This is a genomic window from Sulfitobacter sp. KMM 9851, assembly GCF_057178245.1.
The window spans coordinates 3,205,001-3,219,491 of the sequence record NZ_CM169991.1 but is presented as its reverse complement, the minus strand read 5'-3'; the positions used below and the strand labels follow the sequence as shown (position 1 = coordinate 3,219,491).

Sequence of the window (14,491 nt, the reverse complement as noted above, 5' to 3'; positions counted from 1 at the left end):
CATAGCGGGTGTAGGCGCGCGGGGGAAGTGCGCGACCCTTCGGAGGGGCGGTTTATTTGGCGCGGTAAAGCCGCTCAGGCGCCGTCATAGTCGGGGTAGCAATCGACGAAATGTTGCAGGCCGGCGGCCAGTAACGACAGGGGTCTTTGAGGCGTTCACAGGTCAATCTCCAGGATGCCGCCTGCGGTGGCGGCGCGCGATTGGCACAGGATCAGCGATGTGTCGCGTTGTTTGGCCGAGAGCACGAAATCGCGGTGCTCGACCTCGCCGCTGCGCAACCCGCATTTGCAGACGCCGCAGATGCCGTCGCTGCATTTCAGGTCAACCGGAACGCCTGCGGCGATCAGGGCATCGGCGGCAGATTGGTCGGCAGGCACCGCGATCTCGCGGCCCGACATCAGGCGCAGGGTAAACGGATGGTTGATGTAGTCCGGGGTCTCGGGGGTTGAGAAATACTCAAGGTGGCGGGCGTCGTCGGGGATGCCTGCCTGTTCGGCGGCGGCCATGACTGATTGCATATAGGCGTCTGCGCCGCAGGTGTAGACATGCGCGCCCTGTGGAGCAGCGGCCATGAGCGCAGGCAGGTCGGCGCGGCTACTTTCAGCAGAGATATGCAGATGGACGCGGTTGGCCCACGGCATCTGTGCGAGAATCTGGGCAAAGCCTGCGGCGGCGCGGGTGGGGGCGGAGTAATGCAGATCGAAGGGGCGGCCAAGCGCGTGCAGGCGGTGGGCAAAGGCGATCATCGGGGTGATGCCGATGCCGCCGCCCATCAGCAGGGAATGGGGTGCGTCTTCGACGAGTTCGAAATGGTTTATGGGTTTTCCGACAAAGATGCGTCGCCCTTGGGTAAAGACCCGGTGCAGCAAGGCAGAGCCACCGCGCCTGGCATCTTCACGCAGCACAGCGATGCGGTAACGGCTGCGATCTGCCGGGTCGCCCAGCAGGGAGTAGGGGCGCAGGAATTCAGGTGCTACGACCAGATCGAGATGCGCGCCGGCGGTCCATTCGGGCAGATCGTGCCCTTCCGGGTGGGCGATGTCATACAGGGTGACGGCATCCGAAAGCTGTTCGATATGGGTAATGCGCAGGTCGAGCACGGGGGTGTCTTTGCCGATTTGGTAGAGGTGCAGGTGGTCGGTGTCGCCTGCCGCGTTTTTGCGGCGGTGTTGATCGGCGGTGATCAGGGCGGCGTGGGCCTGAATGCCCGCCTCGCGGTTCATCGGGTCGGGGTAGGGCCAGGGGTGCGCGGCCAGCGGTGCGGGGTAGACGGCGAGGGTCTGATCCTCGAACTTCAGGTCAAGGTCGGGTTGCAGATCGCGGGCGTTGACCGGGGCCGTGGGGGTATCAAAGCGCCCGCCGGGTTTTTGTTCGATGTCCCACCACCATTTTTTGACGGGGTTCAGGCGGCCTTTGCCAACCTTATCGTCAAGCCGCGCCAGCAGGGGGGCGGCGGCGGGGATGTTTGTGGCGGCCCAGCGAAATGGCGCTTCGGCGAAAAGGCCTTCGAGGTTCCAGGGGCAGGTTTTCATGCAGCGGCCACACATGGCGCCACCTTGGTTGGTGATGCGATAGGTGGCGCATTTCTGGCTGTCGGATTTCCAGATTTCGTAGCCGTTGAACATTTTCTTGGGCCCGGCGGTGATGGCACCGGAGGGACATTCGCGGGCGCATTTGTTGCAGGCTTCGCAGAATTTTTGCAGGCCAAAGTCGATGGGCCTGTCGTGGGCCATGGGCATCGTGGTGGTGACCACGCCGGATTTCAGACGCGGACCAAGGAAGGGGTTAAGGATGACTTCGCCGATGCGAGACACTTCACCAAGGCCCGCTAGGAGGAGCAATGGGGGTTGCAGCACATCGCCGTCCATAACGGTATGCGCTTTGGCAGAATGGCCGAGGTTGCGCAGGTGTTGGGCCAGCACGCCGCCGAGCATGGAAAACCGCAGGTAGGCGCGCATGGATTGCGACACCGCGATCCAGTCGTCGCCTGAGGAGCCTTCCATCGTGTCAAAGCCCTGGTCGATGATCAGGCTGAGTGCGCCGTCATGCGGCGGCGTGATCGGTGTGCCGGTGGCGTCGTGGCTATACCATGTCCAATCGGGGCAAGCTGATGCGCCGGCGGCATCAGCCCCGAGGAAATAGCTGGCGGCCTTGAGGTTGGCGGCGTTCTGGGCGGGGTCGGTCATGGTGGCGTCGGTCGTGGTAGGCGCGCTGTCTGTAACCGGGCCGTCTTGGAGCAAGATCAGCGCGCCGAGCAGGCGGCGCTGGGCGGCGGAGGGGGCGGATTTGACCACATGATGACCGCCCTTCATCGCGTTTTGAACCTTTGGCCCCATGTCTCCGAATTGACCGCGCGCAAAGAGGTCGGCGCGTTTAGGCACCCGGGGAATATTGGGCGCGTCGATGTAGGTGGTGGGGTTATCGACACGTTTGAGGGTTTCGAACGGGTGTGGCCCGTCGACAAAATCGCGCCGGGCGTAGGGGTCGGCGTTGCGCGCGCTGACGCCGCCGTGTGTGCCAAGCTGCCAGCGCAACCCACGCAGGACAGAGCGCGGTTGATCCTTAAGCGGGGCAAGCGGCAGATCAGGGGCCAGCGCCATGGTCGTGGTCACCACGGTGAGGCCGAAGCGGACGCCAAGCCAAGGGGCCTGCAACGTGCCGTTTTCACAGACGCCAAGCCCGGCGGCCACGGCGAGTTTGCCCAAGTGGACATCGCTGGTGGTGGGGGAGTGGACCCGCGCGGCAAAGCCCAACTGGCGGATATATTCGGCCAGGACGGTGGCGTTTTCTGTACCGCGCAGGCAGGCGCGGTGGGCCTGAGCGTCGATGATCCAATCGCTGCCGGTCTCATCCGGGCGGGGATCGCGAGGGTAGGCGGTAAGGATCACCAGCGCATGGGTGTGATCGCCGAGCGGCGTTTCAGGCGCGGAAGCGGCATCGCGCAGGTTGGCCATGATAACATCGACACCGGCCGCCAACGTCTTGGTCTGGCGCGAGCGCAGATCGGCGGCAAGCTCGGCCGTGGCCGGGTTGCGACGCGCGGTGGCAAGGCGCGCTTCGGCGGGCAGGGCGCAGACGCCCATCATGCTAGCGTCGTTGTAGTAACCAAAAGATTTGAGGTGATTGGCACGCTCGGTCAAGTCATCGGGTATGGCGGCCCCGGCGGTATTGACCGGGCCATCGCGCAGCACGTCCATCATGGCCTGAAACGGGCCCATCGCGTTGACGATGCTTTGCGGCCTGTCAGCGCGGTTAAAGCTGAGGCTGGGCAACGCAATGTCAGGCAGGCGGCGCGATGGCCTGTTGTCTCGGATCAGGCGTTCCAACGGGTATTGCCCGAGGTGCATGGGGCGCGATTTGGAGGAAAAAAGCTTCATCCCGAATGGTTGCCACAAGGCGTGGAGAAACGCCAGATGGTGCCGCGCCACACGTGCGGCACTTCTTGACTTTGCGACCCGGCACCGACCATGCTGCGAGAAAATCAGGAGAAATCACATGAGCAATTTTAACCGCCGTCAGGTTTTGGCCACTTTAGGTGCTGCTACCGCCGTGGGTTTGGCCAGCCCCGCATTGGCACAGAACCGCAAAATTACCGTGGGCGCGCTGCGCTTTACCAGCCACGCGGGCAGCTTTGTCGGCTTTGAGCGGGACTATTTCAAAGCGGCTGGGCTGGACGTCGAGCTGCGTTTCTTTGAAGCCGCGCAGCCGATGGCGGTGGCGATTGCCAGTGGTGATGTAGATTACGCCGTGACGGCGATCTCGGGCGGTCTGGTATCGCTGGCCCAGAAGGGTGCGATCAAGGTCATTGGCGGCGGCCTGCAGGAAGAAGCCGGGATCGACGGGCAGAAGATTCTGGTATCAGACGCGGCGTTTCAGGCCGGGATTACTGCACCGGGCATGTTGGATGGCAAAAGCTTTGGCATCACGCAGGCGGGGTCGTCGTTCCACTACATGGGGTCCAAAATGGCCGCGGCTGAGGGGATCACCCTGTCGTTCAAGCCGCTGCAAAAGGTGGGTGCGGTGATTGGCGCGCTGAAGTCGGGGCAGATTGATGCCTGGTCCATCGTGCCGCATATCGCCAAGCCATTGGCGGGGTCGGGGGCGGTGCATATCATTGGTGATGTGGCAACCTATTTGCCCGATTACCAAGTGACGACCGTGTTCACATCTGCCAAAAACGCCAGTGACGAACAGGAAATGACCAAGGGTTTCCTGAGCGGGTATTCCAGTGGCGTGGCCGATTACAACGCGGCCATGATCGCCAAGGACGGCGGCGAGGATGGCGTGAATGCCATGGTCGAATTGATCCACAAATATGTCTACACGGATCGCCCAATTGAAAAGGCGGCCCCATCGATCATCAATGGCACCATGCGGTTGAACGAAGGGGCGGCGATGAATGTGGCGTCGATTGCAGATCAACTGAGCTGGTTTCAGGCCGAGGGTCTGGTTGATGCCGACATCACGCTGGAGACGTTGATCGACACCTCCTACGTCAAAACGATGGGCGTCTGACCCCAAATTGGTCGGCTACATCCTTTGCACCAGCCCACGCAGCGGCAGCACGTTGCTGTGTGGGCTATTGGCTGCAACGGGGCGGGCGGGTGACCCGGATTCGCATTTTCATCAACCATCGCTGGCGGCGTGGTTGGCGGATTATGATCTACGCAGGGATGATTTTGCGGATGAAAATGCAGCCTTGGGCGCGGTTTTTGCGGCGGCATTGGCGCGCGGGCGCGGCGGCACAGATGTGTTTGGCATGCGCCTGCAACAGCATAGTTTTGAGTTTTTCAACGCCCAACTGGCGCGGCTTTATCCCGGGCGAGACAGCGATGTGGCGCGCCTGCGGGCGGCGTTTGGGGACACGGTTTTTATTCATCTGACCCGCGACGATAAGCTGGCGCAGGCGATATCGTTCATCAAGGCCAGTCAGACTGGGCTGTGGCACCGTGCGCGCGATGGATCGGAATTGGAACGGCTGTCATCGCCCAAACCGCCCGTCTACGATGCGGGTTTGATCGCGGCGCAGATCGCCGAATTTGAGGCGGCGGAGGTGCAGTGGCTGCGCTGGTTTGCAGCAGAAGGGATCACGCCGTTGCGGTTGCGCTATAATGATTTGGCGGCTGATCCGGGGGGGGTGTTGGCGCAGGTGTTGGCGGCGTTGAGCTTGCCTGCGATATTGGCTGACGGTGTGGTGCCGGGGGTCGCGCGGTTGGCCGATGCCACCAGTCGCGATTGGGCGGCGCGGTTTCGTAGAGATGCGGGCCCCGGGTAAACCCCATTGCAGGCGCGCGGATTTTACCGGAAAAGGGCCCCATGGACTTAAAATTATCTTCCGTCAGTCATTTCTACGGCGAAACCGAAGTCTTGCGGGACATCACCCTGGATATACCGTCGGGGCAGATCGTGTGCATCGTCGGCCCGTCAGGGTGTGGTAAATCCACCCTTTTGCGGATGCTGGGCGGGTTGGAGCAGCCAACCTCAGGTCAGGTGTTGCAGGTTGGCGCGGTGCCAGAGGGCTGTCTGAATCCACTTACTTATATATTTCAGGATTTCGCGCTGCTGCCCTGGCGCACGGTGCGGGGCAATGTGGCGCTGGTCTTGGAAGATCACAAGCTGGGCGCGGCCGCACGCGACCGGATCATTGCGGATGTTTTGGCGCGGACCAAGCTGACTGAATTTGCCGATGCCCTGCCCAAGCAGCTCTCAGGCGGGATGAAGCAACGGGTGGCGATTGCCCGCGCGTTGGCGGTGAACCCGGCGGTGATGTTAATGGATGAGCCATTGAGCGCGCTGGACAGCCAGACCCGCGAATTGCTGATGGACGATCTGGTCGCGCTCTGGACGCGCCAGCCGTTCACGGCGGTCTATGTGACCCATAATCTGGCCGAAGCGGTGCGCCTTGGCCATAAGATCGTGGTGCTGTCGCGCCGCCCCGGAGAGGTACGCGAGGTGGTGGATCTTGATATGCCTTTGGCCGAGCGACACCACGGCGACCCAGCGCTGGAGGCGCAGCAGCAGCACTTATGGGGATTGATGCGCGATGAGGCGGCCGCCGCCGATGCGGAGTTGATCCATGTCTGATCTTATGTCTGATCCTATATCCGGCCCGAAATCTGACGCGGTGCGTGAGGTGCCGTTTCGCGGTGGTGGGTTCAAGCCAAGCAATCGGCGCGGTGTAGGGCTGGCAGTATTTGCCGTGCTATTGCTCTTGGCCGAATGGGGCACGCGCAGCGGCTTTATATCGCCACTGACATTGCCGCGGCCCAGTGATGTGTTGCTGACTTTTCAGGAGCTTTACGTCTCAGGGATGCTGTTTAAACATCTGCTGCCATCGCTGTCGCGGCTGGCGGTGGGCGCTTTGATCGGGGCGAGTTTGGGTATTGCGGTCGGGGTGCTGATTGGGTTGTTTTCTCTGGCGCGGGCGGGGCTTGTACCTCTGGTTGCGGCGATTTTTCCGATCCCCAAGATCGCGCTTTTGCCGTTGTTCGTGATCTGGTTCGGCATTGATGAGACCAGTAAGTATGCGCTGATCGCCTTTGGCACCTTCACGCCCACTGTGGTGGCGACCTATGCTGCGGTGGACAACGTGGACCGGGTGTTGATCCGTATGGGACAAAGCTTTGGCCTTGGCTGGTGGTCTATTGTGACCAAGATCGTGGTGCCAGGGGCGATGCCGGGGATATTGTCGGGGCTGCGGATTTCGTTGACGATTGCGATTATCCTGCTGGTCGCGGCCGAGATGCTGGGGGCGGAATATGGGATTGGTGCCTATATCTTGCAGGCCGGCAGTCTGTATGACCTAGAGCGGTTGTTCGCAGGCGTTGTGATCCTGTCGCTTTTGGGTGTGGGCGTGTCATCGGCGGTGGCGGCGGTGGAGCGGCGGGTCCTGCGCTGGCGGGTTTGAGGGTTAGGTGACGTTGGCCATCACCTGCGGCACCTAGTTCAAGCGGCGGGGGCCTGCCCCCCGAGCCCCCCTAGTGTATTTTCAGTCCAAAAAAAGCGGTAGGTCGATCGTGCTGGTTTTCCGTCTGAGCGCGAAAAAACCGGCGCTGGTTAGGCGGGGCAAATTTGCTATGAAGAGAATAACACATTGCCCTTTGAAGGACGAAGCCTGCCATGACCGACCACAGCACCACCCATGACGCGGACGAAGATATCCGCAACCGTGACATCAAAATCTATGTGAATGGCGATATCGTGCACCGGGACGAGGCCAAGGTATCGGTCTATGACAGTGGGTTCATGCTAGGGGATGGCATCTGGGAAGGGATGCGGCTGTATAACGGCACATGGGCGTTTTTCGACGAGCATATGGACCGGTTTTTCAACTCGTGCAAAGCGGTGTCCATGGATGTGGGGATGGACAAGGCGGGCATCGCCGAGGCGCTTCGCCGCACCGCCGAGGCCAACGACATGGTCGAGGATGTGCATTGCCGGTTGATGTTGACGCGGGGCATCAAGGATAAGCCGTTTCAGCACCCGGCACTGAGCCGATCCGGGCCGACCTTGGTGATTATCATGGAGCATTCCAAACCTGTCGACCGCCTGCAATCGGCGGGTATCCGACTGGCCACGGTACCGCAGGTGCGCGGCCTGCCCCACAGCCAAGACCCCAAGCTGAACAGCCATTCCAAGCTGAACTGTATCATCGCCTGTTTGCAGGCCGAGGCGGCGGGGGCGGATGAGGCGCTGATGCTGGACCCGCATGGGTTTGTGAACACCACCAATGCCTGTAACTTTTTCATCGTGCGGCGCGGCGAGGTTTGGACCAGCAGCGGGGATTACTGCATGAACGGGGTGACGCGGCAGAAAGTGATTGATCTGTGCCGCGACAACGGCATTCCGGTGTTTGAAAAGAACTACTCGCTTTATGAAGCTTACGGCGCGGATGAGGCGTTTTTAACCGGCACGTTTGGGGCGCAGACCCCAGTGGCGCGGATTGATGGCAAACCGATTGGCACGGGGGAGTTGCCGGTGACCAAGCGGATTCAAGCACTTTATAAGGAGTTGGTTAAGCGGCATACCAGCTGACGCGCTGTGCGTGGTGGGCGCTGTGCAGAGGTATTTTTGTCTCAGAAAAGTGGGAAGAGGTGCGTTTAGGTCGCGGGCGGTGGGACCAGAATTTCCGCTCCGGCAGTTTTTAGAGCCATCGACATGGCGTCGCTTGGGGCGCGGTCGGTGATCAGCACGTTGATCTCGGCGCAGGTGGCGATGGTGCTGAGGTGGGTCTGGCCGATCTTGCTGGCGTCGATCAGAAAATGATTTTTCTGTGACTGACGTAGCATCATCCGTTTGATGTGGACGAAAGGCGCGATGGCTTCGGTGACCCCTGCGGCGCTGAGGGCAGAGGCCCCAAGGAAGCACGCAGTGGCGTTGTATTTGGCAATGAAGTCGACGGTTTCTATGCCGGTCACGGCGGCCTCTTCGGGGAGATAGTCGCCGGGGGCGAGCAGCACGCGGGCGGCTTTGCTTTGGCCGAGGATCATGGCGACTTGCAGGCTGTTGGTCAGGGCCACGACCTGGGTGCCGGCGTAGGACAGGAAGCGGGCAAATTCCATCGTTGTGGCGCCGGCGTCGATCATGATCGTGTCGCCGTCTTTCACCAAAGTTGCAGCGTAACGGGCCATGGTTTCGCGTTCGGCCACGCGTTGGGCGCGGCGTTCGTCGAGGTCGCGGCGCACGCCGGGGTGCGGGGCCGAGGCGCCGCCAAAGGCGCGGCGCAGGTGGCCGTCTTCGCTAAGGTCGGCCACGTCACGTCTGATGGTTTCCGTGCTCACCCCGTATTGCGCAGCCAGATCCGCCACGCGCACATGCGGCTTTAGCTTTAGTTCGAGCAGTATCTGCTGGCGCCGTTCGGCCTTGCGGATACGACGGGGGGCGGGCGGCGATGGCATAGTCAAAATCTGCAAGATCCTGAGTTTTCTCATACATATCTGCGATAGAGCAACTTCCCAAGAAATTTTTGTTGTAAATCCCACATTGCGATGGTGTGATGCCCGCAATGTGACTCGTGGCCCGCGTGGTGGCGGGTGCATGAGAATTATCAGGAGGAGGCCTGACCATGCTTAAACAATCCGTTTTCGGTACGACTTTGCTTGCGGCATTTGCCGTGACAGCCAGCTTTGCCAGCGCACAGGAGTGCGCTGATCGCGGTATGCTGGATGTGATGTATTGCGATGCCGATGGTGATCTGGTGGCCGATGCGCCCACCGATGCCGCCGCGTTGAAAAACCCCGACACGTTGGTTTTTGCCTATACGCCCGTTGAGGACCCCGCGATCTATGCAGACATCTGGGAGCCGTTCATCGCGCACCTTGAGACCGTTACAGGTAAAGACGTGCAGTTCTTTGCGGTGCAGTCGAACTCCGCCGAGGTTGAGGCGATGCGCTCTGGCCGTCTGCACATTGGTGGCTTCTCTACCGGGCCGACGCCCTATGCGGTGAACCTTGCGGGCGCTGTCCCCTTTGCCATCATGGGGTCGGAAGACGGGCAGTTTGGCTACAAGTTGCAGGTTTACACGCAGGCTGACAGCGACATCAAAGAAGTGTCTGACCTGAAGGGCAAGCGCGTCGCCCATACCTCGCCCACATCAAACTCGGGCAACCTTGCGCCGCGCGCACTGTTCCCTGATCTGGGCGTTGTGCCGGACACCGATTACGAGGTGACATATTCGGGCAGCCATGACCAATCCATGCTGGGTGTTGTCGCGGGCGACTATGATGCGGCGCCGGTAGCGTCGGAAGTGGTCGACCGGATGGCCGAACGGGGCCTTTATGACCCGGAAGATGTGCGCAAGATTTGGGAAAGCGATCCGTTCCCGACAACATCTTATACGCTGGCGCATGATCTGGACCCTGCCTTGCAGGAAAAGATCAAAGAGGCGTTCTTTTCGTTCGATTTTGCGGGCACGGCCTTGGGTGAGGAATTCAAGGGTGTGCAGAAGTTCATTCCGATCACCTACAAAGATCAATGGGCTGTCATCCGGCAGATTCAAAAAGCAAACGGCGTCCAGTACACCGCCGAAGGTCTGGCCGCGGAGTAACACCGCCGCCCAAGGCCCGGCGGCAGCACCGCTGCCGGGCCGCTAACGGAGCATTCCCTCATGTTGAAGATTACCAACCTCGTCAAACGCTATGGCGGGGGTGAACCCGTGCTGAAAGACCTTGATCTGATGATCGAGGGCGAAAGCGTTGTGTCTATCATCGGGTCATCCGGCGCGGGCAAATCCACGCTGCTGCGCTGTATCAACCGATTGGTCGAGCCGACCAGTGGCAGTATCGTGTTGAACGACGCCGAACTGACCAAGCTGCGGGGGCGCGAACTGCGCATGGCCCGCCGCCGGATTGGCATGGTGTTTCAGGGCTTCAATCTGGTTGACCGTCTGACGGTGATGGAGAATGTCCAATCGGGGCGGTTGGGCTATATCTCGACCTGGGCCGCGATTAGCCGACGCTATCCCAAGAACGACATCCGCCGCGCCTATGAATTGATGGAGCGGGTCGGCATCGCCCATTATGCGAACAAACGTGCTGATGAACTGTCTGGCGGGGAGCGGCAGCGGGTGGGCGTGGTGCGTGCGTTGATGCAGCAGCCCGAGATTTTGCTGGCGGATGAACCGACCGCATCGCTGGACCCCAAGACATCAGAGCAGATCATGGGCCTGTTGCGTGATCTGGCGCGAGAATTGAAGCTGCCTGTGCTGATCAACATTCACAATGTGAACGAGGCCAAGGAATATACCGACCGGATTGTCGGCATGCGCTATGGCCGGATCATTTTTGACGATGTGCCGGGCAAGCTGGATCAGGCGGCGATGGATGCGATCTATTCCGGCAGCCCCGCCGCCGACCGGGCCGCGTCATGAGCGAAGTGCGCGACACATGGCGCAAGCCGCCGTTCATCGCCAACCCGGTTTTGCGCTGGGGGCTGTACATCGCCATCATCGTGTACGTGGTTTGGACCGTGGGCAGCCTGCCGGTGAACTGGCAGCGGGTGAGCGAAGGATTGACGCGGGCCGCGCGGATTTTCGGCGGTGCGTTTCCGCCGGATTTCAGTCGCAGTGGGTTGTTGATTGATGGGTTCCTCGAAAGCCTGAAGATTGCCATTCTGGCGACGGTGGCTGGCGTGACGCTGTCGATCCCCATCGCGTTCATGGCGGCGCGCAACATCGCACCTTTGCCGGTGTTCTACTTGGGGCGCGCGATCATCATTGTGGCGCGCAGTTTTCATCCGGTGATCGTGGCGATCATCTGCGTCAAGGCCGTGGGCTTTGGCCCCTTTGCCGGGGTGCTGACGCTGACGGTTTATTCGATCGGCTTTGTCGCCAAGATGCTGGCAGAGCGGATCGAAGAGATTGATTTCGGACAGGTCGAAGCCATGCGCGCGGCCGGTGCTCCTTATCTGTCAGTGCTGTTTTATGCGATCTTCCCACAGATTATGCCGCGTCAGGTGGGTCTGACGATTTACCAGTTAGACAGCAATCTGCGCGCCTCTGCCGTTGTGGGCATTGTGGGCGCGGGGGGGATCGGATCGACCTTGGCCAATGCCTTTGGGCGCTATGATTATGATTTCGCGCTGGCGATTACGCTGGTCATTATTGGGGCCATTCTGATTTCCGAAGGGGTCAGCGGCCAGATCAGGAAACGCATATGACACTGAGTGAACTGAACCGGGACAGCTGGTCCCGTTACACGCTGAAGCAACGCATGCAGCGCTATGGCGTGTTGTTGGCAAGCCTGTTGATTGTTGCCTGGGCCATTACCTCGATTGAGGTGATCTGGGCCTGGGTCTGGGATGCGCCTGAGCAGATGGGCGATCTGTTTGCGCGTATGGTGCCGCCCGATACCCGTAATCTGGGGGATATCCTGAGCGTGCTGTTGGAGACGGTGAACATCGCCACCATCGCCACGGCGATTGCGGTGATCGTGTCGCTGCCGGTGGCCTATATCTCGGCACAGAACACAACGCCCAATGCGGTGACCTTGTGGATCGGGCGGTTCATTCTGGTGGCGTCGCGGTCGGTGAATACGATCATTTGGGCGCTGCTGTTTGTCGCGATCTTTGGCCCGGGTGTTGTGGCGGGGATCATTGCGATCATGTTCCGGTCCATCGGGTTTGTCGGCAAATTGCTGGGCGAGGCGATTGAGGAAATTGACCCCAAACCGGTTGAGGCCTTGCAGGCCACGGGTGCGTCGCATTTCAAGGTGCTGCTTTATGCGATCGTGCCGCAGGTGATGCCGGCCTTTTGGGCCATCACGATCCTGCGCTGGGATATCAACCTGCGTGAATCCACGGTGTTGGGATTGGTCGGCGCGGGCGGTATTGGGATTATCCTGCAAGGGGCAATTGACACGTTCAACTGGCCCGAGGCGGCGACCGTGCTGTTGGCCATTCTGGCGCTGGTGATTGCCGGTGAGGTGCTTTCGGCGTTCCTGCGCCGCCGTATCCTGTGACCACGCAATCGCCGGACGCCGCGCGCGCATTTGCGCGTTACGTCGCAGTGCGGGATCGGCTGCCCCGTGCCAGTTACCCTGACGCGCCGCGCTATGCGGCGCGTTTGGCAGAGGTGGCCGGGCCATATGATCTGATTTTGTTGGATGCTTACGGCGTGCTGAACCTTGGCGAGGCCCCTATTGAGGGCGCGGTCGAGGCCATTGCGGCGCTGCGCGCGGCGGGCAAGCAGGTGATGGTGGTGTCCAACTCAGCCGCCTACGGCAAAACGCATATGATGCAACGCTACGCGCGGTTGGGTTTCGATTTTACCGCCGATGAGGTGACGACCAGCCGCGCCGCACTGCTGGTGCATCTGGAAACTGCGCCGCGACGCCGGTGGGGGATGATGCTTAACCCGGCCCATGACTGGGGCGAACTGGCGCATCTCGATACCCGGTTTCTGGGTGATGATCGCGCCGACTATGACGCGGCAGAGGGGTTTTTGCTGATCGGCTCTGATGGCTGGTCAGCGCCACGGCAAGGGCTGCTGGAGGCGTCGCTGCTGAACAACCCGCGCCCGGTTCTGGTCGGCAACCCCGATCTTGTGGCGCCGCGCGAAACAACGATGAGCCTTGAACCGGGTCATTTTGCGCATCAATTGGCGGACCTGATCGGGATCACGCCCGAGTTCTACGGTAAGCCGTTTCGCGATGTATTTGATCTGGCGCTGTCGCGTGTCGCAAACCCGCCGCCACCGGAACGCGTGCTGATGGTGGGTGATACGCTGCACACTGATATTTTAGGCGGGGCGGCGATGGGCTTTGCGACGGCCTTGGTCAGCGACTTTGGCTCGTTGGCGGGGGCGGATGTGGCGGCAGCGATATCTGTGGCCGACATCGTGCCAGATTTCGTAATCAACCGGATTTAGGCAGCAGCCCCTTGGGGGCGGCACCTGCTGAGCTGGTGCCAGCGCGCTGCGAGACGCGCTGGCAAGGGGCTGAGGTCAGTTTCTCTTCTTGTGCATGCTGTGATCGCCCTCTTCTGACGCGCCGCGCCGGGATTCGACGTTAAAGGTAATCTCCAGCGGACCCGCCTTTTCAAACATTAGCGTGGCGGGGATTTTCTCGCCGATTTCGAAGGGGTCGCCGTTCAGGTTCATGAACATCACATGCAGCCCGCCGGGGGCCAGCGTCATTGTTTCGCCTGCCGGGATCTCGATGGCCTCTAGATGGGTCATGCGCGCCACACCATTGGCATCGGTTTCGGTGACATGCAGGCCGATGTCCGACACCTCGGGCGAGGTAACGGCGAGGAGCCGGTCGGGCGTGTTGCCAGCATTGGTTATACTCATGTAGCCACCACCGGAGCTTGCCGTCTTGGCGGTTTCAAAAGCGAAGGGGTGGGCCACAGACACGGCGCCCAGGACATAGTCATGGGCAAAGGCGGCAAATGGCAAAATGGTCAGGGCGGCAAATACCACCGGGCGGAGAATTTTCATCAGTTTGGTTCCATTGTATTTAGGCAGGCCGCGGCCATGCCAGGATCATATGTAAGCTGTCGGTCGGCAGGTCAGCCGATCGGCGGGCCTCGTACAGGCGGGCGAAACCCGACGCTGTGTATATGAATGCGCCACGGCTCGACCGCGACGAGGGCCGCAGGTCGGGGCGATGCGGTGACATCGAGCTTGCCCTCCAGCGGCGGCAGCAACATGGCCGCAGTAACCCGGCAGGCTTCGCAGGACGTGACAGTCCCTACATGATCTGCAGAACCACCGCAGATATCCGCCAACGTCCCACCTGCCAGCACAAAGCCGGCAAGCGCCGCCTCGTCCGCCGCGCTGTTTGCGCGGTGGGCAAAGGGCAGGCTGGCCAAGGCCAGCGACATCAGCAAAGTCACTGCCAGTCTGGCTAGATGTATCTGCGCGGTTCCGATCATAGTCTGTTCATAGCGCAGCAACACATCCGCCGCCACAATGGCCTGCGTGACATCGCGCCACAGCGGCGGGCGTGGACGGTTGGGGGGTACGGATACAAGCTGCCATCGCCGCGAGGATGAA

The 14,491-nt window shown here is 61.0% G+C and carries 14 protein-coding genes; 10 read left to right on the top strand and 4 right to left on the bottom strand.

Going from position 1 to position 14,491, the window contains the following annotated elements:
• Positions 1-155: 155 nt before the first annotated feature.
• The gene (locus AC1965_RS15925; RefSeq protein ID WP_483884822.1) at positions 156-3,377 is read right to left on the bottom strand and encodes a 2Fe-2S iron-sulfur cluster-binding protein; all 3,222 of its coding nucleotides are present in this window, start codon (positions 3,375-3,377) and stop codon (positions 156-158) included.
• Between the two features lie 118 nt (positions 3,378-3,495).
• On the opposite strand from AC1965_RS15925, the gene AC1965_RS15920 reads away from it, so the two are divergent.
• The 5 genes from AC1965_RS15920 (at position 3,496) to AC1965_RS15900 (ending at position 8,034) form a co-directional block, all read left to right on the top strand.
• Positions 3,496-4,515, top strand: a complete 1,020-nt coding sequence (locus AC1965_RS15920) for an ABC transporter substrate-binding protein (protein ID WP_483884821.1) — start codon at positions 3,496-3,498, stop codon at positions 4,513-4,515.
• A 7-nt stretch (positions 4,516-4,522) separates the two neighbouring features.
• A complete protein-coding gene (locus AC1965_RS15915; RefSeq protein WP_483884820.1) occupies positions 4,523-5,275 on the top strand; it encodes a Stf0 family sulfotransferase in 753 nt (250 codons plus the stop codon).
• A gap of 41 nt (positions 5,276-5,316) precedes the next feature.
• Positions 5,317-6,084 (top strand): ABC transporter ATP-binding protein, encoded by a 768-nt coding sequence (locus tag AC1965_RS15910; RefSeq protein ID WP_483884819.1) that lies wholly within the window; start codon positions 5,317-5,319, stop codon positions 6,082-6,084.
• Positions 6,077-6,907: an ABC transporter permease gene (locus AC1965_RS15905; RefSeq protein WP_483884818.1), complete on the top strand. Its 831-nt coding sequence runs from the start codon at positions 6,077-6,079 to the stop codon at positions 6,905-6,907. Before AC1965_RS15910 ends, AC1965_RS15905 begins: the two co-directional genes overlap by 8 nt.
• A gap of 212 nt (positions 6,908-7,119) precedes the next feature.
• The gene (locus AC1965_RS15900) at positions 7,120-8,034 is read left to right on the top strand and encodes a D-amino acid aminotransferase (protein WP_483884817.1); all 915 of its coding nucleotides are present in this window, start codon (positions 7,120-7,122) and stop codon (positions 8,032-8,034) included.
• Between the two features lie 65 nt (positions 8,035-8,099).
• Here AC1965_RS15900 and AC1965_RS15895 read toward each other — a convergent pair whose 3' ends face one another.
• The gene (locus AC1965_RS15895) at positions 8,100-8,897 is read right to left on the bottom strand and encodes a DeoR/GlpR family DNA-binding transcription regulator (protein WP_483884816.1); all 798 of its coding nucleotides are present in this window, start codon (positions 8,895-8,897) and stop codon (positions 8,100-8,102) included.
• Positions 8,898-9,064: 167 nt separating this feature from the next.
• Between AC1965_RS15895 and phnD the strand changes: the two genes are divergently transcribed.
• The 5 genes from phnD to AC1965_RS15870 are packed head-to-tail and all read left to right on the top strand — an operon-like array spanning position 9,065 to position 13,363.
• Complete coding sequence (gene phnD, locus AC1965_RS15890) at positions 9,065-10,045, top strand: phosphate/phosphite/phosphonate ABC transporter substrate-binding protein (protein WP_483884815.1); 981 nt, start codon at positions 9,065-9,067, stop codon at positions 10,043-10,045.
• Between the two features lie 60 nt (positions 10,046-10,105).
• Positions 10,106-10,867, top strand: coding sequence for a phosphonate ABC transporter ATP-binding protein (gene phnC / locus AC1965_RS15885; protein WP_483884814.1), 762 nt, complete (start codon positions 10,106-10,108; stop codon positions 10,865-10,867).
• Positions 10,864-11,655 (top strand): phosphonate ABC transporter, permease protein PhnE, encoded by a 792-nt coding sequence (phnE, locus tag AC1965_RS15880; protein WP_483884813.1) that lies wholly within the window; start codon positions 10,864-10,866, stop codon positions 11,653-11,655. The genes phnC and phnE (AC1965_RS15880) overlap by 4 nt, the downstream gene beginning before the upstream one ends.
• The gene (phnE, locus tag AC1965_RS15875) at positions 11,652-12,455 is read left to right on the top strand and encodes a phosphonate ABC transporter, permease protein PhnE (protein WP_483884812.1); all 804 of its coding nucleotides are present in this window, start codon (positions 11,652-11,654) and stop codon (positions 12,453-12,455) included. Before phnE (AC1965_RS15880) ends, phnE (AC1965_RS15875) begins: the two co-directional genes overlap by 4 nt.
• A complete protein-coding gene (locus AC1965_RS15870; protein WP_483884811.1) occupies positions 12,452-13,363 on the top strand; it encodes an HAD-IIA family hydrolase in 912 nt (303 codons plus the stop codon). The genes phnE (AC1965_RS15875) and AC1965_RS15870 overlap by 4 nt, the downstream gene beginning before the upstream one ends.
• A 75-nt stretch (positions 13,364-13,438) precedes the next feature.
• On the opposite strand, the gene AC1965_RS15865 is transcribed toward AC1965_RS15870, so the two are convergent.
• Together AC1965_RS15865 and AC1965_RS15860 are read right to left on the bottom strand one after the other, a co-directional pair.
• Positions 13,439-13,933, bottom strand: coding sequence for a copper chaperone PCu(A)C (locus AC1965_RS15865; RefSeq protein WP_483884810.1), 495 nt, complete (start codon positions 13,931-13,933; stop codon positions 13,439-13,441).
• 71 nt (positions 13,934-14,004) lie between these two features.
• Positions 14,005-14,370, bottom strand: a complete 366-nt coding sequence (locus AC1965_RS15860; RefSeq protein ID WP_483884809.1) for a hypothetical protein — start codon at positions 14,368-14,370, stop codon at positions 14,005-14,007.
• Positions 14,371-14,491: the final 121 nt, after the last annotated feature.

Excerpts from the sequence above, each read along its gene's own strand:
- AC1965_RS15925 (WP_483884822.1), bottom strand. The coding sequence starts at position 3,377 with ATGAAGCTTTTTTCCTCCAAATCGCGCCCCATGCACCTCGGGCAATAC.
- AC1965_RS15895 (WP_483884816.1), bottom strand. The coding sequence starts at position 8,897 with ATGCCATCGCCGCCCGCCCCCCGTCGTATCCGCAAGGCCGAACGGCGC.
- AC1965_RS15920 (WP_483884821.1), top strand. The coding sequence starts at position 3,496 with ATGAGCAATTTTAACCGCCGTCAGGTTTTGGCCACTTTAGGTGCTGCT.
- phnC (WP_483884814.1), top strand. The coding sequence starts at position 10,106 with ATGTTGAAGATTACCAACCTCGTCAAACGCTATGGCGGGGGTGAACCC.
- AC1965_RS15865 (WP_483884810.1), bottom strand. The coding sequence starts at position 13,933 with ATGAAAATTCTCCGCCCGGTGGTATTTGCCGCCCTGACCATTTTGCCA.
- AC1965_RS15910 (WP_483884819.1), top strand. The coding sequence starts at position 5,317 with ATGGACTTAAAATTATCTTCCGTCAGTCATTTCTACGGCGAAACCGAA.
- AC1965_RS15860 (WP_483884809.1), bottom strand. The coding sequence starts at position 14,370 with ATGATCGGAACCGCGCAGATACATCTAGCCAGACTGGCAGTGACTTTG.
- phnE (WP_483884812.1), top strand. The coding sequence starts at position 11,652 with ATGACACTGAGTGAACTGAACCGGGACAGCTGGTCCCGTTACACGCTG.
- AC1965_RS15905 (WP_483884818.1), top strand. The coding sequence starts at position 6,077 with ATGTCTGATCTTATGTCTGATCCTATATCCGGCCCGAAATCTGACGCG.
- phnE (WP_483884813.1), top strand. The coding sequence starts at position 10,864 with ATGAGCGAAGTGCGCGACACATGGCGCAAGCCGCCGTTCATCGCCAAC.
- phnD (WP_483884815.1), top strand. The coding sequence starts at position 9,065 with ATGCTTAAACAATCCGTTTTCGGTACGACTTTGCTTGCGGCATTTGCC.
- AC1965_RS15900 (WP_483884817.1), top strand. The coding sequence starts at position 7,120 with ATGACCGACCACAGCACCACCCATGACGCGGACGAAGATATCCGCAAC.